Genomic DNA, 23,679 nt, shown 5'->3' on the forward strand with positions numbered 1-23,679 from the left:
CACGGCCCTTCTGAACCATGGGAACAGCCCCGATGGCATGTCCGAAGTGCATCGGGCCCGGTTCCTGGCGCGCTTACCCCCAGAGGATCAGGCCCGTCTCCTGAAGCATCGCCAATTGCGGATGGAACGGCAGAACCCGGATGCCGTACGAGTAGGTTCCGTTCGCCCGGACGGTGTACTCGCCGGCAAATACCAGCAGGCCGTCCTTTTCCACGTCCGCGATCTTCAGGGGGACCCGCTCCGGTGGACTGGAGAAGCCGTGACTGTCCCTGGGACCGATCACCAGCTCCACGAGGATCTCCTCCGGCGCCACTTTTCCCGGGTCGATCCGAACCTGGACCGACAGGGGTTGGTCCACCACGATCGTGTCCCCGTGAATGCCCTCGACGGTCACTTCCTGGAGCTTCAGGGAGGAAAACCGCATGGGTACCTTCCGCTTCCAGTCGACGATCGTGCGGGTCAGGGCGAAGCCGTCGGCCGTCAGCTCCTGATCGCGCCGCGCCGCCGGGAGATACATCCCTTCATAGTACTCGGACAGCATCCGCTCCGTGTTGAATTTTGGAATCAGGGTCTGCATGGAGCGCTTGACGGCGGCGATCCAGCGCTCCGGAATTCCGGAAAGATCACGCTCGTAAAAAGCGGGGATGACGACTTCTTCCAGGAGTGTATAGAGGTCCCGGCCGTCCTCTTCGTCGGCATTGGGACGCTCGTCCGCGTGCTGCTGTACGACCGGCCCCACCGTCCATCCGTTTGTCCCGTCGAAGGCCTCGCTCCACCAGCCGTCGGAGACGCTCAGGTTCAGGACCCCGTTGGCGGCCACCTTCATCCCGCTCGTGCCGCTGGCCTCATAGGGGCGCCGGGGTGTGTTGAGCCAGAGATCGACCCCCCGGACCAGCATCCGCGCGCTGCCGAGGGAGTAGTCTTCGATGAAAAAGATGCGGCCCCGGAACCGGACGTCCCGGCAGACGTCGATGACCCGTTTCACGAGGTTCTTTCCCATGTCGTCGTTGGGATGGGCCTTGCCGGCGAAGATGACGTGCACCGGCCGGGTCGGATGATTGACGATCCGGTCCAGCCGGTCCAGGTCCGACAGAAGCAGGTCCGCCCGCTTGTACGGGGCGAAACGGCGGGCGAATCCGATCATGAGCGCAGACGGATTCAGCCGGGAAAACAGATCCTCCCGCCAGTTCTTCCAGGAAGGGAATTTCGTGTCCGCGGCGGCGGTGTAGTCGCGGAGATAGTCGAGCATCCGCTGTTTCAGTTCGGAGCGGATCCGCCACAGCTGAATGTCGGGGATGTCCTGGACGCGCTGCCAGCGCTCGGGGTCGGCGATGTGCTTTTCCCAGTCCATCCCCAGGTAGGTGTCGAAGCACTCCTTCATCCGGGGGGCGATGTAGGACATGACATGGACGCCGTTGGTGATCTGTCCGATGGGGATGTCCGAATCGTCGAATCCCTTCCAGACATCCCGCCACATGTGGCGTGCCACCTGCCCGTGAAGGCTGCTTACGGCATTGCTCCGGTGGGACATCTTGAGGGCCAGGATGGTCATGAAGAACGGCCGGTCGTCGCCCCGCTCCTTCCGGCCCAGGTCCCAGAACTGAGCCCAGGAAAGACCGAAGCGCTTCAGGTATCCGCCCAGGTGCGACTCGATCAGGTCCTTCGAGAAGCGTTCGTTTCCGGCCTCCACGGGGGTGTGGGTGGTGAAGACCGTGCTGCCCCGGACAATCTCCGCTGCCTCCTCGAAGGACAGCCCCTCCCCGCTCATCAGGTCGGCGATCCGCTCGAAAATCAGGAAGGCCGAGTGTCCCTCGTTGATGTGGTATACCCGGGGACGGATGCCGAGTTTCTTCAGGAGGCGGACGCCTCCCGCCCCCAGCAGGATCTCCTGCTCGATCCGCACCCGCGGATCGGCCCCGTAGAGGCGGGATGTGATGGAGCGGTCCTGGAGCGTGTTTCCCGGGACGTCCGTGTCCAGGAGATAGAGGGAAACCCGGCCGACCTTGATTTCCCAGATGTTCGCGTACAGGGTGCGCCCGGGCAGCTCCAGGGAGATCTTGACGTCCGTGCCCAGCTCATCGCGGACGATCTCCACGGGCAGGCTTGAGAAATCGTTCTCCGGATACTCGGCGATCTGGATCCCGTTCCGGTCGATGATCTGCCGGAAGTACCCGTTCTTGTAGAGCAGCCCGATCCCGACGAGGGGGATGTTCATGTCGCTGGCCGTCTTGAGATGGTCCCCCGAGAGGGTCCCCAGTCCGCCGGAATAGATGGGGAGGCACTCATGGAGCCCGTACTCGGTGGAGAAATAGGCGACCGGGCTGGACCAGCGGATGCCGTTCGAGGCATAGGGATTGCTGTCGGACGATTTTTCTTCCGTGTAATCGTCGAACTGGCTCATGATCTGGCCGTACAGGGCCATATAGCTTGGATTCCGGGCCGCCTCGGCGAGCCGCGAGGCGCTGACCGTTTCGAGCATCCGGACGGGATTGTTGCCCATTTCCAGCCAGAGTTTCGGGTCCAGGGTGGCGAACAGGTCCAGGGCCCGGGGATTCCAGACCCACCATAGGTTGTAGGCCAGTTCCCGGAGCCGGATGATCGCTTCCGGGAGGTTGGCGACAGCCGTGAAAACCCGGAAGTGAGGCTGGGTGGAGACGGTGCCGGCAAAGACGTGCTTCCGTTCCCCCGTATCTGTCGCCGCGATCTTGGCGGATCGTTCGAAGGCCTTTCCCAGAGCCCCGTCGTAGGCCGCCAGATATGCCCCGTAAAAGTCCCTCCAGTCTGCATGCAGGGCCAGGTGCCGGGCTCCCCGGCGCATCCGGAGAAGATCCTGCTCCGTCCAGGAGAAACTCTCCCGGAGCATTTCCTTCAGCTCTTCTTCGACGGCTGCCGGCTCCTGGTTCCGCCGGTCCAGGATCCGCACGCCGTCGTAGCCCCCGTTCATCTGGCGGACCCACTGCCCGAATCCGGCCAGGTCGGTGGAAACCGTCGGGACGGCGTAGGCAGCGCACTCCAGCGGCGTATATCCCCACGGCTCGTAATAGGAGGGGAAGACACCCATGTCGCATCCCTGGAGGGCCTCGAAATAGGGAAGATTGAGGAACCCGTCGTTTCCGTCCAGCGGAGCCGGAACGAAGATGATGCTGATCCGGTTCTCGGGCATGTTCCGGAGGCTCAGGCGCTTGCAGGTCTCCAGAACGGGATCCGAGGCACCGTAAGAGAGGCGGTGCGTGGCGATGGGCATGGGACCCGGTTCGGTCCGGGTGTAATGGGCCTTCAGAGAGGGTAGCAGGTCCATGTGGCCGCCCATGACGAAGAGGAAGGCCACGGCCGATCGTTCGGCCTCCAGTTCCCGTTCCAGGCGTCCCAGGGCTCCAAGGAACAGATCGATCCCCTTGTTGTGGAATTCGTAGCGGCCGGAGGTCATGAAAAGGCGGGTATCCGGCGGAAGCTCCCGCTGGAGGAATTTCCCCGCCGCCGCAAGGAGTGCGGCCCGGGATGCCGCCGCTGGCGCCCGGTCTTCCGTCAGGTCCGGGATGTTCTCCATGTCCAGCCCGTTGGGGGTGACGGCATCGGGGGCGCGGCCGAGGATGTTCCGGGCCTCCAGGGCGGTGATCTCGCTGACGGTGGTGAAGCAGTCGGCCTCCCGGGCTGTGACGTGCTCCATCGAAAATTTCGCGCTGATGTTGTGGGCTCCAGCCTCTTTCTGGGGCGAGAGGTGGTCCATCGATCCATACAGGTCCATGCCGGTTCCCGACAGGGTGCGGCCCAGAATGGTGGCGTGGGTTGTAAAGACGGTGGCGATCTCGGGAATCCGCCGCTTCAGATAGAGAAGGCCCGCTCCGGCCATCCATTCGTGGAAATGGGCAATGACCGGATTCCCTCCGGGACGCGCCAGAATGTGATACGCCGTCTCGATGACTTCCCCCGTGGCGTGGCTGAACATGACGGGCTCCACGTAGTCCCAGCCGCCGGTCATGGAATCGACGCCCCAGTTTTCCCAGATGCGGAACAGGAGTTGATCCTTGTCGTACCGCTGGGAGAATCCCACGAGGATGACTTTCGGCCGGCCCGGGATCCGCCAACGACCGAACCGGCAGGGGATCTCCTTGATGGCCGTCGCCTCCCGGATCCGGGTCCAGCATTCCTCGTCCGTTTCCTCGAACTCGGGATTGTTTTTGAGATCCGGACCGAGCAGGATGTAGCGGTCCCCGAATGTGTTCAGGGCCTCCCGCATCTTGCTGGTGAGGACGGTATGGATTCCGCCTACCTTGTTGCAGACCTCCCAGCTGACCTCGAACAGGTAGGTGTTCCGGTGTTCCGTCATGAATCGTGCTCCTTGCATGGGTGCTGATGCCAGTATGAATATGTGGGCGGATGGGCATGCCCGCCGGCCGTGGTTTCGCTTCCTTCATGATCCGTCCAGCGCAGGGACGGGCGGGGCTCATGACCCGCAATTTCCGGAGCCTGTTCGCAGGCGGATGCTTGAGTCGTCCGGGAAAAGGATTTCTTCAGCGTGGGGGAAATCCGGTTTCCAACTGTCGGTAGATTCCGTCGATTTTTTCCGCGGTGGCATCCCACCGGATTCCCGCTTCCTCCTCCCGCACCGCCTGTGCAAGCGAGGCGGCGAGATCCGGATGGGTCAGGAGGTCGATGATTTTCCTGGCCAGTTCCTCCGTATCCCAGAAATCGACCCGCCAGGCCGTCTTGAGCACCTCCGCCACGCCGGACTGGCGGGACAGAATGACCGGGACACCGCGCCGGGCCGCTTCCAGCGGCACGATTCCGAAGGGTTCCGAGGCGCTGCTCAGGACGTACAGATCGCTCACGGCAAAGACTTCCTCCAGGCGGTCTTCCTCCAGGAATCCCGTGAACCGGATCCGCGCGGCGATTCCGAGCTCCCCGGCGTAACGCCGCGCCTCATCCAGGCCGTCGCCGTCGCCGGCCATGATGAAATCCGTCTCCGGCAGATCCCGGAGGACCCGGGCTGCCGCGTCCAGAAAGTACCGGGGGCCCTTCTGGTGCGTGATTCTCCCCAGGAACAGGACGGTCTTCCCGCCGCCGTTCCGGGGAGGTGCCGGTCCGGCCGCCTCGAACGACTCGGCCGCGTTGTATGCGACGGTGACCTTCTCCGGGGGAATCCCGCAGCGGCTCACGATCATGTTCTTCAGAAAGGCGCTCACGGCAATGATGTGATCCGCCCGCTCCATTCCGTATCGCTCGATCTCGAAGATGTTCCGGTTGATGTCCTCGCCCCGGCGGTTGATTTCGAGGGAATGGACATGGAAAACCAGGGGTTTCCCGGAAGTTTCCCGGGCCCGGACCGCTGCGAACACCGTCATCCAGTCGTGGGCATGGATCACGTCGAAGGAAAGATCCCGGGCCAGCCACGAGGCCTCTTCTCCGAACCGGAGCACCTCCGACAGGAGATCGGGCCCGTATTCTCCTTCCGCTGCCGGATCGCCGGTCTCCGCTGCACGAAGCGGCGGAGGCCGGTAGGATGCCGGGGTCTGGTACGGCGTCAGGGGGGAGGAAACGGGGCGGGCGTTGATTTCCCGAGCCGCTGCCGCTTCCCGTTCATGGGTACGGATGTCCTCCGGCGGAGGATTCCCGCGCGGGAAGACCAGGATCACGTCGTGGCCGAGAACGGACAAAGCCCCTGTGATTCCCCGGCAGGCCGGGCCGAGGCCTCCGCTCAACCGGGCTGAGAAGTCCCAGCCGAACATCAGGACGCGCACGGGATCTCCCTCCGTTCCTCTCGCTTTTTCAAGAATTCTTCCATAGTTGATCCGGATTGTAAACGGAATTTCCGGCGCGGATCCGGCTGCCCGGAAGCATTTCAGGCCGCGGGATCCCCGTCCTCCTCCATTCCGGCCGTTCCGTCATGGAGCAGAGCCTGGAGATGGAGGACGGCGGCAACGCTCCAGGCCTGGGCGATGCAGCCGTCCGGGCGGTGGGGAGGATCGCCGTCGAAGATTTCCGAGATGGTGCCGAGTCCGGCCTCCGGGAGGTGTTCCCGGAGGAAGATGCGCAGGTATCCTTGAAGAAACGCCTCCGCCTCCCGCCGGTCCTTCGTTGCCTGGAGCAGGGCCATGCCGAAAGGCAGGAGAAGCCACGGCCAGACCGTTCCCTGATGATACGCCCGGTCCCGGGATTCCCCGTCTCCTTCGTATCGCCCGCAGTACCGGGAGTCCGACCGGGAGAGCGTCCGGAGCCCGCGCGGTGTCAGCAGGGTCCTGCGGACCGTTTCCACGACCGCCTCCCTCCGGGCGGGATCGAGGGGAGAGAAGGGGAGGGCGGCTGCGATGACCTGATTGGGCCGGACGGATGTGTCCAGGATTCCTCCCTGCAGAACGTCCCCCAGGCAATTTCCCTCTTCATTCCAGAAGGCATCCTGGAAGGACCGTCGTATGCGCGCCGGGAGGCCGCTCAGGGAAAAGTCCCGCTCCCCGAAATGCTCGGCCAGCGTGGCGGAGAAACAGACGGCATTGTACCACAGGGCGTTCACCTCCACGGCATAGCCGCCCCTCGGTGTTACGGGGACACCGCCTGCCCGGGCGTCCATCCAGGTCAGGTTCATCTCTTCCGATCCGGCGTGAAGAAGCCCCCTGCCGTCCATGAAGATGTCGAAGGAGGTCCCTTCGATCAGGTGGCGGACGATCCGCTTGAGGACCGGCCAGAACCGATTCCGGACAAGGCCCAGGTCCCCCGTCGAGGCCAGCATCTCCTGGACCGCCCAGAAAAACCACAGCGGAGCATCGACGGTGTTGTAGGCCCCGGGTTGCCCGTCGTCGGAAAAGAAATTCGGAAGGAGTCCTCCCCGCTCCTGTTCAGCCAGGCAGAGCAGGATTTCCGTTCCCGTTTTGGGCCTTCCGGACCGGAATGTGAGTCCGGGAAGGGAGATCAGTGCATCGCGACCCCAGTCGGTAAACCAGGGATAGCCGGCAATGACCGCCCGCCGGCCCGCGGGAGTGCGGATCAGGAACTGCCGGCCCGCCCGGAGCAGGGAATACAGGGCTGGACGGTCTACCGGGGGGCACCGCTCCAGGAAAGGTCCGTCCTCCGCCGCTTCCCGCTTCCGCCGGTCCGCTTCGGCTGTCCATAGGCCCGTCAGTTTCCGGCGGCAGGGAGTCAGCGAAACCGATACGACGACCGGTTTCCCCCTCTCCAGGGAGACCGTCAGCTCTCCCGGTGTGAACAGGTCTTCCCTCCATTCGTACCCCCGTTCCCGCTCGCGGATGTATTCAAAATTCAGGTACCAGTCCGGGGAGGGGGTGAACGTCGGCTGAAGGCTGGTCTGGAAGAAGATCGGGGGCATCCCCTCGTAGGGATTGAGCGAGAACCCGTCGCTCATCGTCTGCGGCCGGGTCTGGAGAAACCCGTTCCGGCGGGCCAGGGCATGAATCCCGCGATAGGCAAGGAAAGGCCGGATGGTCAGGCTTCCGCCCGGCGGCCCGTCCAGAAGCTCGTAACGGACGAGAACCTGATCTTCCTCGAAAACCAGGATGATTTCCTTGCGCAGGGAGAACGTGCCGTCGCCGTATTCGAACACCGGTCCCGGGTCCCAGCGAAAAGACCGCAGGGGCGGCATCTCCGCGGGGACGAAGCAGCCGGGGAAACGATCGCAGAAAAGGGGCGTTCCCCGGCCGTTGCAGTGAAACGCATCCTCCAGCTTCGAGAGCAGGACGAAGCAGCCCGCCGGCGTCTTCAGGTTTGCCGCCAGGAGCGCGTGGTATTTCCGCGTATGGCAGCTCAAGAGGGTGCTTGAGGCATACCCGCCCTGGCCGTTGGTCTCGAGCCACTCCAGGCCGAGAAGGGTGTCACGGGAAAGGGAGGTGATGTTTTCCAGCGACGGCGTTGCCATGGAAGTCCCCTGCGGTCTGCGGGATGGCGACTGCGATGGACGGCTGTTCCTTCCGGATCAGGCCGGATCAGGGAAGCTGGAGAACCTCGACCCCTTTCGGGGGTTTGAAGGAGAAGGTCCGGTCGGAAATCCGGACGTTTTCTTGCAGGTCCCGAAAGGCGACCCTGGTGAGGTTCCCGAAGGAGTCGGTAAATCGTACTTCGTGGACCTGGAGGTCCTCCCTGCCGACGGTCAGGTGTAAGCGTGAGATGCCCAGACCGGGATCCCGGGGGGTGAGGACCAGCAGGAGATTTCCTTCCCGATCGATCGCCTCGGGTTTGGCGTATTCGATCTGGAAGTCCTCCCTGAGTTTCCCCAGTCCGGTGAAAAAGCGGATGGTCAACCTGGATTTGAGAAGACTTTCGGCCCTCTGGACATAAACGGCCCGGTCTTCCGGTACATAGAGCCATGATGTCTTGGGCCCGATGATCAGCTTCTTCGCCTTCGGCTTCTCGTAATGCCAGGCCATGCGCCCGGGGTTTCGGAAATAGACCGTCCCTTCTTCCCGCTCGGCCTTTTTCGATCCCTTTACGGTGACTTCCTGTATGAATCGCCCCTTCAGGGATTCGGTTTTTTCATACCGCTCCTGCATGTCCGCCAGGAGCTTGTCCAGCGGTGGCGCCTCCGCCCGGATCGCCTCCGGCAGAATGAGAAACGCCAGGACCGGAAGCCACAGGACGGAAAGGAGTACGAAGAGCCGGCGGAGCCGTCTCCGCCGTGCGGATGACAAAACTGTTGAATGAGGAAGGGAATTCTGTCTCGCCGTAATAAACTTCATAAATGATCCTGCACCCTGCCTTCTCTGGCACATTTCTTTCTTTAGGTCTTGAAAAGGGGCTTGCGGAACGCGCTAACGTTCCGTAATTCTACCTTGCTTTGTAAGCACTTGAAATAAAATAAGATTTGCTCTGCCTACACCTTGTGCAAGGCGGTATAAAATCGTGACATTTGAAGCCTTAGAGTTTTTGTCCACAGAGTTGTCAACATGTTTGTCAACAGCTCTGTGGATTTCTCCGTTAACTCCCCGGATCAAGGGAAAGAACCCGCGAAATAGCAGTTACCCTGATATTCTCAGGCGCCATCCGAAGGGATCTTCCTTCTCGCCGTACTGGATCTGCAGGATTTCATTGTACAGCCGCTTCGTCAGGGCGCCTGTTTTCCCGCCGCCGATCTTGTGCTCCTTGCCGCGGAAGAACATCTGGCCGATGGGCGAGACGATGGCCGCAGTTCCGGAGGCGAAGGCCTCCTTGAGGAGACCGCGCTCCGAGGCAATGATCACCTCCTCCATGGTGACGGGGCGTTCCATCACGGGGATGCTCCAGCTGCGTGCGAGCTGGATCACCGAATCCCGCGTGATCCCCGGTAGAATCGTTCCACCCAGTGGCGGTGTGATCAGCTCATCGCCGATGAGGAAGAAGATGTTGCTTGTGCCCACTTCCTCCACGTATTTTTTATGGACGGCATCGAGCCAGAGAACCTGGGTATATCCCTGTTCCTGGGCCGCCTTGCTGGCGTAAAGGCTGGCGGCGTAATTCGCCGCGGCCTTGCAGTAGCCGATGCCCCCGGGGGCGGACCGGACGTAATGCTCCTCCACGAATATTTTCGTGGGGCTGAATCCCTCGGGGTAGTAGGCGCCGACGGGGCCCACGATGATGTAGAACAGGTATTCCGGGGAGGAGTGGACGCCCAGGGCCGGCTCCGTGGCAATCATGGTGGGCCGGATGTAGAGGGACGTGCCCAGGCCTTTGGGAATCCAGTCTTTCTCGATGATCACCAGCTCGCGGACAGCCTCCAGGAAAAGGTTCTCGTCGACGGCGGGCATGCAGAGGCGCCGCGCCGAATTGTTCATGCGACGGGCGTTTTCGAGGGGCCGGAACAGGTAGATCGCACCGTCCTTGCCCCGATAGGCCTTCAGGCCCTCGAAGATGAGCTGGGCGTAGTGAAGGCAGATGCAGGCGGGATCGAGGGAAAAATCCCTGTAGGGTACAATGGCGGGATCGAACCAGCCCTTGCCTTCCCGATACGGCATGGTGAACATGTGGTCCGTGAAGATCTTCCCGAACCCCAGCGTCGCTTCGTTCTTGTGTTTGGGTTTACGCTTTGCCGGTGCGGTCTTCGTGGTCTTGATCTTCATGATTTCCCCCCAGTATGATTTAACATCTGAAAAAAATTGGAGAACCTTATATCACGAAGAAACGAGACGATCAAGGCTTCTGTACTGGATCGCCTCGGCGACGTGGGAAAGTCCGATGGACCCCGAGTCCGCCAGATCGGCGATCGTGCGGGCGGTCTTGAGGATCCTCGTGTAGGCCCGGGCGCTGAGCCCCAGCTTTTCCATGGCCATTTCCAGGAGGCGGCGGGATTCCGCGTCGAGGGAACAGAACCGGCGGATCTGTTCGTTGTCCATCCGGGCGTTGGCCGCCGCGTCCTTTCCGCCGAAACGCTCCCTCTGAAGCCGGCGGGCGTTCCGGACGCGGCCGGCGATGGTTGAAGAGCTTTCTCCAGGGGGGCCTCCGGTCAACTCCCGATGGCGCACTGCCGGAACCTCGATATGGAGGTCGATCCGGTCCAGGAGCGGTCCGGAGATCCGCGACTGGTAGTTACGGACCGCCGTGGCGGAGCAGCGGCAGTGCCGGCGCGTCTCCCCGAGGAATCCGCAGGGGCAGGGATTCATCGCCGCCACGAGCATGAATCGGGCGGGAAAGGTCGTGCTCACGGCGGAGCGGCTGATGGTGATGACCCCGTCTTCCATGGGCTGGCGGAGGGCCTCCAGGACGTTCTTGCGGAATTCCGGAAGCTCGTCGAGAAAGAGAACGCCGTTGTGGGCGAGGCTGATCTCCCCGGGCCGGGGCTGCTGCCCCCCTCCCACCATTCCCGCGTCGGACACGGTGTGATGGGGCGAACGGAAGGGCCGCATGCCGACGAGGGAGCGGTTTCGTTCCAGGAGGCCGGCCACGGAAAAGATCTTCGTCGTTTCGATGGCTTCCGTCAGCGTCAGCTCCGGGAGGATGCCGGGGAGACGCTGGGCCAGCATGGTTTTCCCCGCCCCTGGGGGACCGATCATCAGGATGTTGTGTCCTCCCGCGGCGGCTACCTCCATGGCCCGCTTGGCCTGCTCCTGCCCCCGGATCTCACTGAAATCCGGGACCGGCTGCAGGTTCTGCCGGAACAGGGATTCCACGTCCACCCGGTGGGGAGCGATCGGTCTTGTTCCGGAAAACCCGTCCACCACATCCGACAGAACGTCCACCGGCAGAACGTCGATGCCCCCGACCATGGCCGCTTCGTCCGCATTTTCACGGGCAACGACAATTCCCTCCCTTCCGGACCGGTGTATTTCCTGGGCCACCGGCAGCACTCCCTGGACCCCCTTGATGGATCCGTTGAGCGAGAGCTCGCCCATGAATACGTAGCCCTGGATCGCTTCAGGCCGGACGATGTCCTGGGCCGCCAGGATGCCCAGGGCGATGGGCAGGTCGAATCCGGTTCCCTCTTTCCGGATGTCCGCGGGCGCCAGGTTGACGGTCACGTGGTGGCGGGGAAAGGGGTAGCCGGTGTTCCGGATCGCGGCCCGGATACGGTCCTTGCTTTCCCGGACCGCGGCATCCGGCAGTCCGACCGTGGAAAAATGGGGAATGCCGTGGGCTACGTCCACTTCCACGTCCACAAGATGGCAGTCGATGCCGATGACCGTGGCACCGGAGGTCTTGACGATCACATTTCCCTCACAGATTGCTCGCAGTAAGATTGCAATGGTGGTTACTTCGGGATGGAAGGACTGCTCCCGGCAGGGGGTTTTCCTTTTATTGTAGAACGCCAATGAAAGCAAGGTCTTTCTGTCTCGCTTCAACCCTCGACGGAACCGGCTTGACGCCGCTGACTCCCTGTGTTAAGTTCCATCCGCTTTTGCTTATCCGTTCACTTTCCTGGAGTCAGCTAATCACAACAAGCGCCATGACCCGAATGTCCCATTTGGATGAACACGGCAAGGCCCGTATGGTTGACGTCACGCGGAAGAAAGAGACCATGCGCGTGGCAACGGCCAGTGGAGCGGTGCTCATGAAGCCGGAAACCCTCTCGAGAATCTCCCGGGGTGAGATGGCCAAGGGAGATGTCTTCGCCGTCGCCCGGATCGCCGGAATCATGGCGGCCAAGAACACGTCAGGATGGATTCCCCTGTGCCATCCCCTGGAACTGACGGGGATTGAAATCCGGTTTTCCGAGCGGGATGACCGTACGCTGGAAATCGAGGCGCAGGTGACCACCCGAGGAAGAACGGGCGTGGAGATGGAGGCCATGACGGCGGTCAGCGCGGCGGCCCTCACCATCTATGACATGTGCAAGGCCGTGGACCGGGCAATGGTTCTGACGGAGATCCGCCTGATCTCGAAAAAGGGAGGCAAGAGCGGATCCTTTGTCCGGGAGCAGTGATCCCTCAAAACCGGAAGAGTTCATGACGCAGACGAGATACCGGATTAAAACCTCCTTTTTGATTCCCCTGGGTCTGGACGCCCTCCTCCTGCTGGTACTTCTACTCCTGTCCGTCCTCGGTCCGGGGACTTTTACGGAGCACGTGGTTCTGGGCGTTTTCTTTATTCTGGCCCTGGCCGTCTTCGCCGAATCGGCTTCACGGAACGTAACCGCCGACGAGGACGGGATCGCCATCCGGAAGTTTTTCCGGGAAACCCGCCTTCTCTGGCCGGAAATCAATTACGCCGGAACCCTGATCATGCGCGGCAAGGCCTATATTCTCCTGACGACGACGAAGGGATATCATGTCCTGTCCAGCGCGTACGGGAACTATGAGAAGCTGGTCGCCGGCATGGTCCGGCACCTGGATGCGGAGAGGGTGGAGGAGACACTCCGCGCCCAGGTGGACCAGCCTGTCCGCGGCAAATCGGATGCAGCGGCGGCGTGGTTCGCAGCGGTCGTTATCATCGGCATTCTAGCCCTGAAGGTCCTGAAGATTTAACCCTTCCAATGGAGAAAGCCCCAAGACCATGAAGACAAAAAAATCCACAGCCGGAAGCCGGACGGAGAAAGCGAATGATCCCGTCCAGGTAGTGGAACGGATGATGGAGATGAAACTCGAGGATATTGCCACGGTACTCTGCACGTCGGGCAATGGGAAAAGCCGGCTCCACGAAAACGTGATGACGATGGTGGAGCGGAGCCTGTTCCGGATCGCCCTGAGCCGTTCCGGAAACGTGCGGAGCAAGGCTGCGGCATACCTGGGGGTTAACCGGAACACCTTCCAGAAAAAGCTGATCAGGCTTGGTCTGGACGGCGATCCGAAGGAGGAATGATGATGTCGGCAGGGAATCCGGGTCGGCCTTCCTTTGGAGAGATGCCGGAACATGGATGACGTCTTCCTGCCGGTCGCTATTCGGAGGCTCCTTGAAAAAGGCGTCCGGATTCCTCATCCCTGGTCTGTGGAAGTGGGGGAAGAGGTTTCCCCGGACCGGGTGTCCGCCCGGGGCGTCGTCCTCCATGGCGGGGTCAGGCTTCGAGGAGAACAAACGCTCCTCTGCGACGGGGTGAAACTGGGGGCGGAAGGTCCGGCCGTCGTGGAGAACTGCCTGATGGGGCCGGACGTGGAACTCAAGGGCGGCTTCTTTCGGGGCTCGGTTTTTCTGCACGGTGTGACGTTCGGTTCCGCCTCTCACGTCCGGGAGGGATGCCTTCTCGAAGAGGAATCCTCCGGAGCCCATGCCGTCGGACTCAAACAGACCATCCTGTTCCCCTTCGTGACCCTCGGCAGCCTGATCAACTTCTGCGACTGCCTCATGGGTGGAGGCACGAGCCGCCGGAATCACAGCGAGGTGGGAAGCTCCTTCATCCACTTCAACTACACTCCCCGTCAGGACAAGGCGACGGCGTCGCTCCTCGGTGATGTGCCGCGCGGCGTCATGCTGGACCAGCCCCCCATTTTTCTGGGCGGGCAGGGGGGGATCGTCGGGCCGGTCCGGATGGGGTTCGGCACGGTTCTTCCCGCGGGCGCGATCTGCCGCCGGGACATCCCGGAGGGGAACGCGACGGCGGTCAGCATCGGGGGAGCCGGAAACGACAGGTCCTTCCACCCGGATCGCCGTGGGGATGTCGGAAGAAAGATCCGGAACAACCTTCTGTACGTGGCCAGCCTTTTCGCCCTGCAGGACTGGTATGCCCATGTCCGGAGCCGTTTTTTCGCTGCCGGTACGCACGAAAGGGAGTTGCTGCCGGGTGCGCTGGCCGTTCTCGACGGAGCGGTATCGGAACGGATCCGGCGCTTGCGGGAATTTTCCGGGAAGATGCCGGCAGAGGATGAAGCGGTCGGGGAGACTGAGGCAGGGAACGCCCGCCGCCGCCAGCTCCGGGAGCGATGGCCGGAGGCGGAGTCGATGCTCGGGGATAGAGCCGGGTCATTCGGAGACCAGGCGCTCCGGGACCGGTTTCTGGCGGTGCTGGACCGGCGGATGAGCCGTCCGTCCGGCCCGGCGGACTATCTGCCGTTCATCCGTGTGCTGGATCCGTCGGAGCGACAGTTGGGAACGGCCTGGCTGGAGAGCGTCGTGAGCGATCGAATGGAGCGGGTCCTGGGCGTCCTGGCGGCCTTTCGGTCCGGGTCCGCAGAGACGGCATGACAGGATATTCATGATGATGAGATTCATACGGCATATCGGAAGATTCGGCGCAGGTGTCGTCCGGGCCCTGGCGGCCTGGGACGTATTCGTCGGGAAACGTCCGGAGGACGTCCGCGGTCCCGCCGTCATCCTGTTTCCCCTGCAGCTTGGACTTCTTGCCTGCGGCCTCGCCGGCATCGTCACCATCCGGCGGGCCGGTTCTCCGGGAGAGACGGCGGGCGTGGAGAGGCTTCGGCTGGTCCTCGGGCGGGTCCGGGAAAAGGGCATGAAGGCCCTCCGCATGGGAGCCCTCCAGCCGCCGGATTATCTGGAACCGGAAACCCTGCGGGAACTGGACGCCGGGGCATCCCGGCTCAAGGAAGACGGGCCTTACCAGGATCTCTTCTTTCGGGATGGCCAGGTCGCCGATCTCAGGCTCCTGTGTGCGGAACTGGAGGGCTTTGTCGGACAGGAAGAGAAGGAACTGGAGGAAGCTGCGACATCGTTCAGCACCGCAGACCTGGAAATCCTGGGAAGCCGGCAGATCCTGCTGAAGGACATCCTGTGGACCCTGGAAAAGGATGTGCTGGCGAATGTGGACCGGATCGCGGCCCTCGCCGGGGCTTCGTCGCCGCAGGATGTCGATCCGGCTGCGTTTGGAAAATACAGGAGAATGAACTTTCTCCTCAACTGCGTCGACCGCCTGGAAGTCCGTGGACGCGATTCGGCCGGCCTGGAACTGGCCGTGACATTCCCCGATGCAGAGCGCTTTCGCCGCCTGGAGGACGTTCTGCGGGAGGAAGGGCTATACGAGGACTATTCCCGGAGGTCCTGCGGGGGGGATCTTCTGAACGGAAGCATCCGGATCTCGGAGCGGGCGGCCGCCGGCGACCCCGGACGGCGGGACGTAACCGCCACCTTCGTCTATAAGACGTCTTCCATCATCGGCGAGCTCGGGAGGAACGTCCGGGAGCTCCGCGAGGCCGTTTCCAGGGACGCCGTCCTCCGGCTCTTTGCCCGGCAGGAGGCTCTCCTGGAGACCTCCATGACGCATACCCGCTGGGCTTCCGTCGGTTCGATCACGGAGGAGAACTGCCACCCCGTGAACAGCTTCACCCTGGCGGACCGGAAGGGTCGCAAGGCCTATCCCCGTTACGGCGAGGGGAACTGGACCATTCATGTCGTCCTCAACGGGGACATCGACAACTACCCGGCCCTGCGGAAAAACCTGGAGGTCGAGGGCGAGCTCATTGTACCGGAGTTGACCACCGACACGAAGATCATTCCCCTCCAGATCGAGCGCTACCTCCTGGAGGGGCACGACCTGACGGAATCCTTCCGGCTGGCGGTTAGCGATTTCGAAGGGTCCCATGCCATCGCCATGACGAGCGACCTGGAGCCGGGCAAGGCGTTCCTGGCCCTCAAGGGCAGCGGTCAGACGATCTACGTGGGCCTCGCTCCGGATCAATACATCTTTTCATCGGAACTGTACGGCCTCGTAGAGGGAACCCCCCGGTTCGTCAAGATGGACGGGGAGACACCGTCGCATCCGGATATGCCCGAATCGACGGGGCAGATTTTCGTCCTGCACCAGGAATCGGAAGGGGGGCTGGCGGGAATCCGTGCCTTTGCCTATGACGGATCGCCCATTACCCTCGGCGACGCTTCGATCAAACGGGCCGAGATGACCACCCGGGATATCGACCGGGGAACCCACGCCCATTTCTTCCTCAAGGAAATCAACGAATCCGCCCTTTCCATCCGGAAAACCCTCCGGGGGAAATACCGGATCCTCCGGAAAGCAGGCGAAGATCCGCAGGTCGCCTTCAATATCGGGGAAGATATTGTCCCGCTCTCCGTTCGATCCGACCTTCGGGAAGGAACCATCCGGCGCATCATGGTCATCGGCCACGGAACGGCCGCCGTGGCGGGCTCCGCCGTGGCCGACGCCATGGAGCGGCATCTCCGGGGAACCCGTATCCGGGTGGAAGGAAAGGTTGCCTCGGAACTCAGCGGCTTTTCCCTGGAAGATGATTTGAAGGATATGCTGGTAGTGCCCATCACCCAGTCGGGAACCACGACGGATACGAACCGGGCCGTGGCCATGGCCCATGAGCGGGGAGCCCGGGTGGTCGCCATCGTCAACCGGCGGCAGTCCGACATCACATCGAAGTCGGACGGAGTTTTCTATACCAGTGACGGACGGGACATCGAGATGTCCGTGGCGTCCACCAAGGCTTTCTATTCCCAGATCGTGGCCGGCCACATCCTGGCCCTGTTCATTGCCCAGCTGATGGGCTCCCTCTCCGATGAAGACATCGCCGAAGAGCTTTCCAGCCTTGAACAGGCCCCGGAGATGATGAAGCGGGTGTTGGCCCGGAAGGATCTTGTCCGGTATTCGGCGGAACTCCTGGCGAAACGGAAGCGCTACTGGGCCATCGTGGGCAGCGGGCCCAACAAGGCGGCGGCGGACGAGATCCGCATCAAGTTGAGCGAGTTGTGCTATCGGACGATTTCCTCGGACGTGACGGAGAACAAGAAGCACATCGACCTGTCGGCGGAGCCCCTGATCATTGTCTGCGCCGCCGGCAATCCGGAAACGGTCGTGGGCGACCTGGTGAAGGACGTGGCCATCTTCAAGGCCCACAAGGCCGCCGTGGTCGTGTTCGCCGACGAGGGCGAAGAGCGGTTCGATGCCCTGGCCGATTCGGTCATCCCCATCCCGCCGGCCCGCATGCCCCTTCCGGTGATCCTGAATACCCTTGCGGGCCACCTGTGGGGCTATTACGCCGCTTGCAGCATTCATCAGGATTCCCTGTTTCTGAGGGATTTCCGGAACCGGATCCAGCAGTCCATGGTGGATCCGACAGGCCGGGCGGTGACGTTCTACGAGCGGATGGCGGATCGGACGTTCCGCCGCATGATCCGCGATTTTTCCAACACCTTCCATAAACTCCGGGACGAGGGGGCCTTTTCCGCGACGAGCGTCAAGGCCGTTTCGGACATCATGCTCCTCTTGAAATACGCGATGGGCAAGCTTCCCCTGGAGGACTTCTGGTATGACTTCCGGGGCGACAACGGACCGGTCACACCGCTGGACCTCCTGGATATCACCCTTGCCCAGGCGGCGGAGGATCTCTCCCGTCCGGTCGACGCCATCCGCCACCAGGCGAAGACCGTCACCGTCGGAACGAGTCGCAAGGTAGTGCCTCTCCGGGGAATCTTCTTCGACCTGTTCCGGGATCTCGGTTTTACCGTGAAGGACCTGTCCTCCAGGGACATCATCGTTCTCCGCCGGATTCAGCCGGCGGTGGCCGCGATCAACGGGTACACCCTCTACGCGATCGACCGCCTGGACGATGACGGGAGACCCGTCGACCAGACCACAATCGCGATCCGCCAGCGGGGCGGCGTGTCCCTCGAAATGGCCTCCCGCACGGAGGGGACGAAAACGCTCATGGGGACGAAACGGACGATTGTCCGGACGGGCCGCGTCTATGTGGGGCGGGGAAAATCCGACGGGGCCTCCATCGTGATCGTTCCGCTGCTCAAGGGGGGAATGGTCCGGCATCTCCTCCTGATCCATGTCCGGTACAATGAAGCCCTGACCCTCCGCGAGAAAGTGGAGGTCATCGGTTATGCCTACAACGAGATCCGGAACCTGGTGAACGAATACAACCTGGCCTGGAAAGACCAATACCTGGAATCCTTCACCCTCGAAGTCCTCCTGAGCGAACCACCCGAGGTGATCGCCGGGAAAATCAAGCAGATGCTGGAGCAAGCATGAAAACGACCAAATACATCTTCGTTACGGGCGGGGTCCTTTCCTCCCTGGGGAAAGGGCTGGCGGCGGCGTCCATCGCGGCGCTTCTGGAATCGCGGGGACTCAGGGTCACGAACCAGAAACTGGATCCCTACATCAACGTCGACCCGGGAACCATGAGCCCCTTTCAGCACGGGGAAGTCTTCGTCACCGACGACGGCGCCGAGACGGACCTGGACCTGGGGCATTATGAACGGTTCACCAGCACGCGCATGGGCCGGTGCAACAACCTGACGACAGGGCAGGTCTACTATGCCGTCATCACCAAGGAGCGCCGGGGGGACTACCTGGGCAAGACGGTCCAGGTGATTCCACACATCACCAACGAGATCAAGGATTTCATCCGGAAAACCGCGGAAGGCTTCGATGTGACCATCGTGGAGATCGGCGGGACCGTGGGCGACATCGAGAGCCTGCCCTTCCTGGAGGCCATCCGCCAGTTCCGCAACGAGGTGGGACGGCAGAACGCCATCTTCATCCACCTGACCTGGGTGCCCTTCATCAAGACGGCGGGGGAGGTGAAGACCAAACCCACCCAGCACAGCGTGAAGGCCCTCCGGGAGATCGGCATCCAGCCGGATATTCTCCTCTGCCGGACGGAGGATTTCCTCACCGAGGACATCAAGGCGAAGATCGCCCTGTTCTGCAACGTCGAGGTGGCCTCCGTCTTTACCGCCAAGGACGCCAGCTGCATCTACCAGGTCCCGCTGAATTTCCACCGGGAGGGTCTGGACGGCAAGATCATCGACCTTCTCAACATGTGGACCGGCCAGCCCCACCTGGAGGCCTGGGAGACGGTAGTGGACCGGATGATCAGCCCCTCCGGCGAGGTCTGCATCGCCATCGTGGGGAAATACGTAAACCTGACCGACTCCTACAAGAGTCTCAACGAGGCCCTCGTCCACGGCGGCATTGCCAACGACTGCCGGGTGAACCTCCGGTTCGTCGATTCGGAGAAAATCGAGAAGGAGGGGTTGGGCCACCAGCTGGACGGAGCCGACGGAGTCCTGGTTCCCGGGGGCTTCGGAAACCGGGGCATCGAGGGCATGATTACGGCCATTCACCATGCCCGGAAGAAGGGGATACCCTTCTTCGGGATCTGCCTGGGCATGCAGATGGCCGTGGTGGAATTCGCCCGGTTTGTCTGCGGGATGGGACAGGCCAACAGCTCCGAATTCGACGAGGAGACGCCGTACCCGGTCATCGATCTCCTGCCGGAACAGAAGGTTGTGACGGAGAAGGGCGCAACGATGCGCCTGGGGGCCTATCCCTGCCTCCTCGAGGAGGGGTCCTTCGCCTTCGAGGCCTACGGCCACGGGGATATACAGGAGCGCCACCGTCACCGCTACGAGTTCAACAACGACTTCAAGGAGACCCTCACCGGAAAGGGGCTTCGGATTACCGGTACCTCTCCCGATGGCCGCCTGGCGGAAATCGTCGAGATCAAGGACCATCCCTGGTATCTGGGCTGCCAGTTCCACCCCGAGTTCAAGTCCCGGCCGACGAGTCCCCACCCCCTGTTCGCCCGGTTCATCGAGGCGGCCGGGAAGTTCAAGAGTGGAGGCGGGCGCTGAGGCCCCTGCACAGGGACGTTTTTCGAGGACATGGAACCCCTGCTGCTGCACCTGGAAAACAACGTCTATCTTGAAGGGGATCGCCTCGTCCTGGTGGACCGGCGACGGCTTCCCCGGGAGATCGTCCGGGTGTCATGCCCTGATCATGAAGCGGTGGCCCGGGCCATCGAGGACATGGTCGTCCAGGGGGCCGGAGACATCGCCGTTACCGCCGGATACGGGCTGTACCTGGCTGCCCGGGAGACGGAACGAAGGGGCGATCGGGACAGCAGGGCTTTTCTGGATAAGGCGGCGGCGCGGCTGAAGGCGACCCGGCCGACTGGCTATCACTTGGCGGCTCTGCTCGACCGGCTCCTGGGAAAGCTGGCGGAAAACCCGGACGGACCTCCTCCGGCGGAGAAAATCCTTTCATTTTTACAAAGTGTCCTGGACCGGCAGCGGCGGATCTCCGAAGACACGGGGCGTCACGCCGAGAAGCTCCTGGCCGACCGGGAGGCGATCCTGACCCACTGCTTTGCCGGGGGCGCCCTCCTTTACATGCTGCGGTTCGCCCGGGAAAAAGGGAAGGACATCCGGGTCCTCTGCACGGAGACCAGGCCCTACCTGCAGGGCGCGCGCCTGACTGCCTGGTCGATCAGCCAGATGGGCATCCCCGTCACGCTCATCACCGACAACATGGCGGCCCACTGCATGTCCCGGGGGATGGTGCAGAAGGTCTTCACCGCCGCCGACCGGGTGGCCCTCGACGGAACGGTGGCCAACAAGGTTGGGACCCTGCAGCTGGCCATCTGCGCGGATCGGTATTGTATTCCTTTCTGGGTGCTTGCCTACGGCGGGCCGGATCGCCGGACGGCCCGGGGGGAAGACATCCCCATCGAGGAGCGGGACCCCACCGAGGTTCTGACGTTCCGGGGGATTCCCATTACCGGGGAGGACGTAAACGGGTATTACCCGGCCTTCGACCTGACGCCGCGGGAACTGGTGACGGGCATTGTTACCAGCCGCGGGATCGAGACCTGGAAGGGGTGAGCCTACTGGAGCGTCCGTGGCGGAACGTCGTTGCGCTCCTCCATCTTCAGCATGGACCGGGGGATCAGAAAACTCCGCATCCGGGAAGGGACGTAAACAAGCATCCACAGGTCATCGGGAATCCTCAGACCTCTCCTGCCCACGATCTTCCCCTGGCAGCCGTTCAGGGGGTGACGGGGATCATCTACCAGGACCAGATCGCCAAGATCCATTCGAGTTCTCCTCTCCTGAAGCGAATCCGTCCGGCGGCGGGATCATGGGCGGGTAGCATGACGGAAGAGCGGACGGGCGGAATCACCCATGAATGCGGGGACGATAGCACAAAAGAAGGCGGACTGCATGATAAATCGGCCCCCGCGCCCCATCCCCGCCATGACATTTCATCCGGCATATGATAAGAAATTCCAACCTGACAGAGGAGGGAGAACCGATGAAAATCCGGATGCCCATCTCGTTTCACGGCAATTACCTGGTCCAGATCCGCCTGGGAGAAGAGGAGAGCCGGGAGCGGTGCCAGAAACTCACCGTCCGGGAACTGTCGGTGGAGGAAAAGACCCGGTCTTTCCCGGGCATGCCGGAAGACCGGATTCCGACTCACCAGATTACCTTCTACGATTTCGGCTGCAAGCGGATCATCGAGGGCAGGATCATGGCCAACGAGGAGGAGCGGGTCGCCTTTGCCGTCCAGGACAAGGAATACATCTTTTCTCCCTTCCGCCCCCGATCCGCTTGAAACCGGACCGGGAGGGCCGCGAGGGACGTTTCAGGCCAGCCGGCCCGGGAGCCGCCGTCTCATGAGCACAACACCGGGAAGGGGAGAAATCCCAATTCTGTCCATTGTCGGCAAGTCCAACACGGGCAAGACGACCCTCATCGAGCGGCTGATTCCGGAACTTGTACGGAGAGGCTGGCGAGTGGCGACGATCAAGCACAACCGCCACGGCTTCCAGATGGACCACGAGGGGAAGGACAGCTGGCGCCACCGGAACGCCGGCGCCTTCATGACCGTCGTGGCCTCCCCTCACCAGGTGGCCGTCGTGGCGGATGCCCCCCGGGATTACACAATGGCCGAGCTTCGGGACCTCTACGTCCGCGATGTGGATCTGGTCCTGGCGGAGGGATTCAAAAAGAATCCCCATCCCAAGATCGAGGTGTTCCGGCCGGAGGTCCATGCCGAGCGGCTCTGCGGTCCCGACGACCACTGTGTCGCCGTGGTTTCGGAATCTCCCCTGCCGCCTTCGGTTCCCCGGTTCGGGCCGGACGACATCCCTGCCCTCTGCGATTTTATCGAGCGGACCATCCTGAGAGGCGCCACACCGTGACGGACATTGCCACATGGGACATCCTCAAGTGGGTTCTGCTTGTGCTGCTGGCGGGATTCATCGGCCAGTTCGGCAAGAGTTTCGCCCAGGCGGTCATGGCCAGGATCCGGAAAAGGAAGTCGGAGCGTGCGGCTCCGCCCGCCCGGATCGAATCTGCCGGAACCACTGCGATGACAGGAGATCCGGAGACGCTGCCCGGTCCGGAAGGACCGGATGGCCCGGGACCGGGCAGGGGGGCGGAAGGACGCCCGTCCGTTCTCCCGTCTCCCGGGATGGAAACGCCGGCCGCCGCTTCCGGGGCGGACAAAAAAGCCCTGAAGACCCTGGCGAAACAGCGGAAGAAGGAAGAGAAGCTCCGCTCGAAGCTTTCGAAGTAGCCTCCCGAACAGGTCCGGGACCACCATGACGGAACCATCCCCCTCCCTGAAGAATATCGAGACCGTTGCCGTCGTCTGGCACAGCGGCGAAAGTCCCCTTCCGGGAACCTTCGAGACGATCTCGGCCGCCCGGCTCCTCTCCGCCGCTCCGGCGGCGGAGACCGCTGTCGTGACGTGCGGAGTTGAGCCGGAAGCTGCCGCCCGTATGATTGCAGCGGAAACGGGACTTCCCGTATTCGCCCTTCGGGGGGCGGCGCTCGATCCCGCCTGTGGGGAGGATGCCGTCCTGGCTCTGGCCTCGCTCCTCCGGGAGCTTGATCCCCTCCATGTCGTTCTGGCCCATGATGCGCGCGGAGCCGATCTGGCCCCCGCCCTGGCGATCCGACTGGGAGCCGCCTGCATCACCGCCGTGGAGGTGTTTGCCCTCCGGGACGGCCGGCGGACGTTCCTCCGTTCCGTCTGCCGGGGGCGGATGCGGATGGAAATCGCGCCGGAGACATCCTGCGCCGTCCTGACGGTTCTGCCCGGCGTGACGGGCGGAGATTTTGCGGGAGAAATGTGCGTCGGTACGGGGGGAGAAGCGGCGACGGATCTCGTCCGGATCCGCAAGGCGGTGCCGGGGCGGGGAAAAATCGTTTTATCCGGGGAGAAGCGGGGCGAGGAGGAAGGCGCGGACCTGGAGGAGGCGGATGTCATCGTCTCGGCGGGGAGGGGGATCGGACGGGAAGAGAACCTGGATCTGATCCGGCGCATGGCCGGCCTGTTCCGGAATGCCGCCGTGGGCGCTTCCCGCCCCGTCTGCGATCAGGGCTGGCTGGGATACCGGTACCAGGTCGGTCTCACGGGCCGGACGGTCACGCCGGATCTCTACGTGGCCTGCGGGATCTCCGGAACGTCCCAGCATCTGGCCGGGATGAAGGGATCCCGCTGCATCGTCGCCGTCAACCGGGATCCCGACGCTCCCATTTTCCGAGTCGCCCATTACGGAATCGTCGAGGACCTGACGGTCTTCCTCCCACTGTTCATCGAGGCGGCGAAGATTTGAGCCG

18 protein-coding genes are annotated in these 23,679 nt (G+C 62.7%); 11 read left to right on the forward strand and 7 right to left on the reverse strand.

What is annotated here, in order from left to right; all coding sequences use genetic code 11:
- Positions 1–73: 73 nt before the first annotated feature.
- The 6 genes from glgP to HPY65_03050 all read right to left on the reverse strand — a co-directional run bounded on the left by glgP (position 74) and on the right by HPY65_03050 (position 11,621).
- On the reverse strand, positions 74–4,327 hold the full coding sequence (glgP, locus tag HPY65_03025) for an alpha-glucan family phosphorylase (GenBank protein ID NPU83436.1): 4,254 nt from the start codon (positions 4,325–4,327) through the stop codon (positions 74–76).
- 184 nt (positions 4,328–4,511) lie between these two features.
- Entirely contained in the window at positions 4,512–5,738 is a 1,227-nt protein-coding gene (locus HPY65_03030) for a glycosyltransferase family 4 protein (protein NPU83437.1), read from the reverse strand.
- A gap of 101 nt (positions 5,739–5,839) precedes the next feature.
- Positions 5,840–7,864, reverse strand: coding sequence for a glycogen debranching protein (locus HPY65_03035; GenBank protein ID NPU83438.1), 2,025 nt, complete (start codon positions 7,862–7,864; stop codon positions 5,840–5,842).
- Between the two features lie 67 nt (positions 7,865–7,931).
- The gene (locus HPY65_03040; protein NPU83439.1) at positions 7,932–8,681 is read right to left on the reverse strand and encodes an outer membrane lipoprotein carrier protein LolA; all 750 of its coding nucleotides are present in this window, start codon (positions 8,679–8,681) and stop codon (positions 7,932–7,934) included.
- 279 nt (positions 8,682–8,960) lie between these two features.
- On the reverse strand, positions 8,961–10,037 hold the full coding sequence (locus tag HPY65_03045; protein NPU83440.1) for a branched-chain amino acid aminotransferase: 1,077 nt from the start codon (positions 10,035–10,037) through the stop codon (positions 8,961–8,963).
- Positions 10,038–10,088: 51 nt separating this feature from the next.
- On the reverse strand, positions 10,089–11,621 hold the full coding sequence (locus tag HPY65_03050) for a YifB family Mg chelatase-like AAA ATPase (GenBank protein NPU83441.1): 1,533 nt from the start codon (positions 11,619–11,621) through the stop codon (positions 10,089–10,091).
- Positions 11,622–11,857: 236 nt separating this feature from the next.
- Here HPY65_03050 and moaC point away from each other — a divergent pair, with 236 nt between their 5' ends.
- The 7 genes from moaC (at position 11,858) to HPY65_03085 (ending at position 20,931) form a co-directional block, all read left to right on the forward strand.
- The gene (moaC, locus tag HPY65_03055) at positions 11,858–12,334 is read left to right on the forward strand and encodes a cyclic pyranopterin monophosphate synthase MoaC (protein NPU83442.1); all 477 of its coding nucleotides are present in this window, start codon (positions 11,858–11,860) and stop codon (positions 12,332–12,334) included.
- Between the two features lie 22 nt (positions 12,335–12,356).
- The gene (locus HPY65_03060; GenBank protein ID NPU83443.1) at positions 12,357–12,875 is read left to right on the forward strand and encodes a hypothetical protein; all 519 of its coding nucleotides are present in this window, start codon (positions 12,357–12,359) and stop codon (positions 12,873–12,875) included.
- 109 nt (positions 12,876–12,984) lie between these two features.
- Positions 12,985–13,209, forward strand: a complete 225-nt coding sequence (locus tag HPY65_03065; protein NPU83444.1) for a Fis family transcriptional regulator — start codon at positions 12,985–12,987, stop codon at positions 13,207–13,209.
- Between the two features lie 51 nt (positions 13,210–13,260).
- Positions 13,261–14,526: a UDP-N-acetylglucosamine pyrophosphorylase gene (locus HPY65_03070; GenBank protein ID NPU83445.1), complete on the forward strand. Its 1,266-nt coding sequence runs from the start codon at positions 13,261–13,263 to the stop codon at positions 14,524–14,526.
- Positions 14,527–14,539: 13 nt separating this feature from the next.
- Positions 14,540–18,292: an SIS domain-containing protein gene (locus HPY65_03075; GenBank protein ID NPU83446.1), complete on the forward strand. Its 3,753-nt coding sequence runs from the start codon at positions 14,540–14,542 to the stop codon at positions 18,290–18,292.
- On the forward strand, positions 18,289–19,902 hold the full coding sequence (locus tag HPY65_03080; GenBank protein ID NPU83447.1) for a CTP synthase: 1,614 nt from the start codon (positions 18,289–18,291) through the stop codon (positions 19,900–19,902). Before HPY65_03075 ends, HPY65_03080 begins: the two co-directional genes overlap by 4 nt.
- 30 nt (positions 19,903–19,932) lie before the next feature.
- Positions 19,933–20,931, forward strand: a complete 999-nt coding sequence (locus tag HPY65_03085; protein ID NPU83448.1) for a s-methyl-5-thioribose-1-phosphate isomerase — start codon at positions 19,933–19,935, stop codon at positions 20,929–20,931.
- A 2-nt stretch (positions 20,932–20,933) separates the two neighbouring features.
- Here the strand turns inward: HPY65_03085 and HPY65_03090 are convergent, their stop codons facing one another.
- Complete coding sequence (locus HPY65_03090) at positions 20,934–21,143, reverse strand: hypothetical protein (GenBank protein NPU83449.1); 210 nt, start codon at positions 21,141–21,143, stop codon at positions 20,934–20,936.
- Between the two features lie 218 nt (positions 21,144–21,361).
- Here HPY65_03090 and HPY65_03095 point away from each other — a divergent pair, with 218 nt between their 5' ends.
- From HPY65_03095 to HPY65_03110, 4 genes are all read left to right on the forward strand, one after another.
- The gene (locus HPY65_03095) at positions 21,362–21,664 is read left to right on the forward strand and encodes a hypothetical protein (GenBank protein NPU83450.1); all 303 of its coding nucleotides are present in this window, start codon (positions 21,362–21,364) and stop codon (positions 21,662–21,664) included.
- Positions 21,665–21,725: 61 nt separating this feature from the next.
- Positions 21,726–22,253 carry a molybdopterin-guanine dinucleotide biosynthesis protein B gene (gene mobB, locus HPY65_03100; protein NPU83451.1) on the forward strand — a complete coding sequence of 176 codons (528 nt, stop codon included), beginning with the start codon at positions 21,726–21,728 and terminating at the stop codon, positions 22,251–22,253.
- Entirely contained in the window at positions 22,250–22,630 is a 381-nt protein-coding gene (locus HPY65_03105) for a hypothetical protein (protein NPU83452.1), read from the forward strand. The genes mobB and HPY65_03105 overlap by 4 nt, the downstream gene beginning before the upstream one ends.
- Positions 22,631–22,655: 25 nt before the next feature.
- Positions 22,656–23,675: an electron transfer flavoprotein subunit alpha/FixB family protein gene (locus HPY65_03110; GenBank protein NPU83453.1), complete on the forward strand. Its 1,020-nt coding sequence runs from the start codon at positions 22,656–22,658 to the stop codon at positions 23,673–23,675.
- Positions 23,676–23,679 lie beyond the last annotated feature (4 nt).

The organism is Syntrophaceae bacterium (assembly GCA_013177825.1).
In the GTDB taxonomy this organism is placed as follows: Bacteria; Desulfobacterota; Syntrophia; order Syntrophales; family PHBD01; genus PHBD01.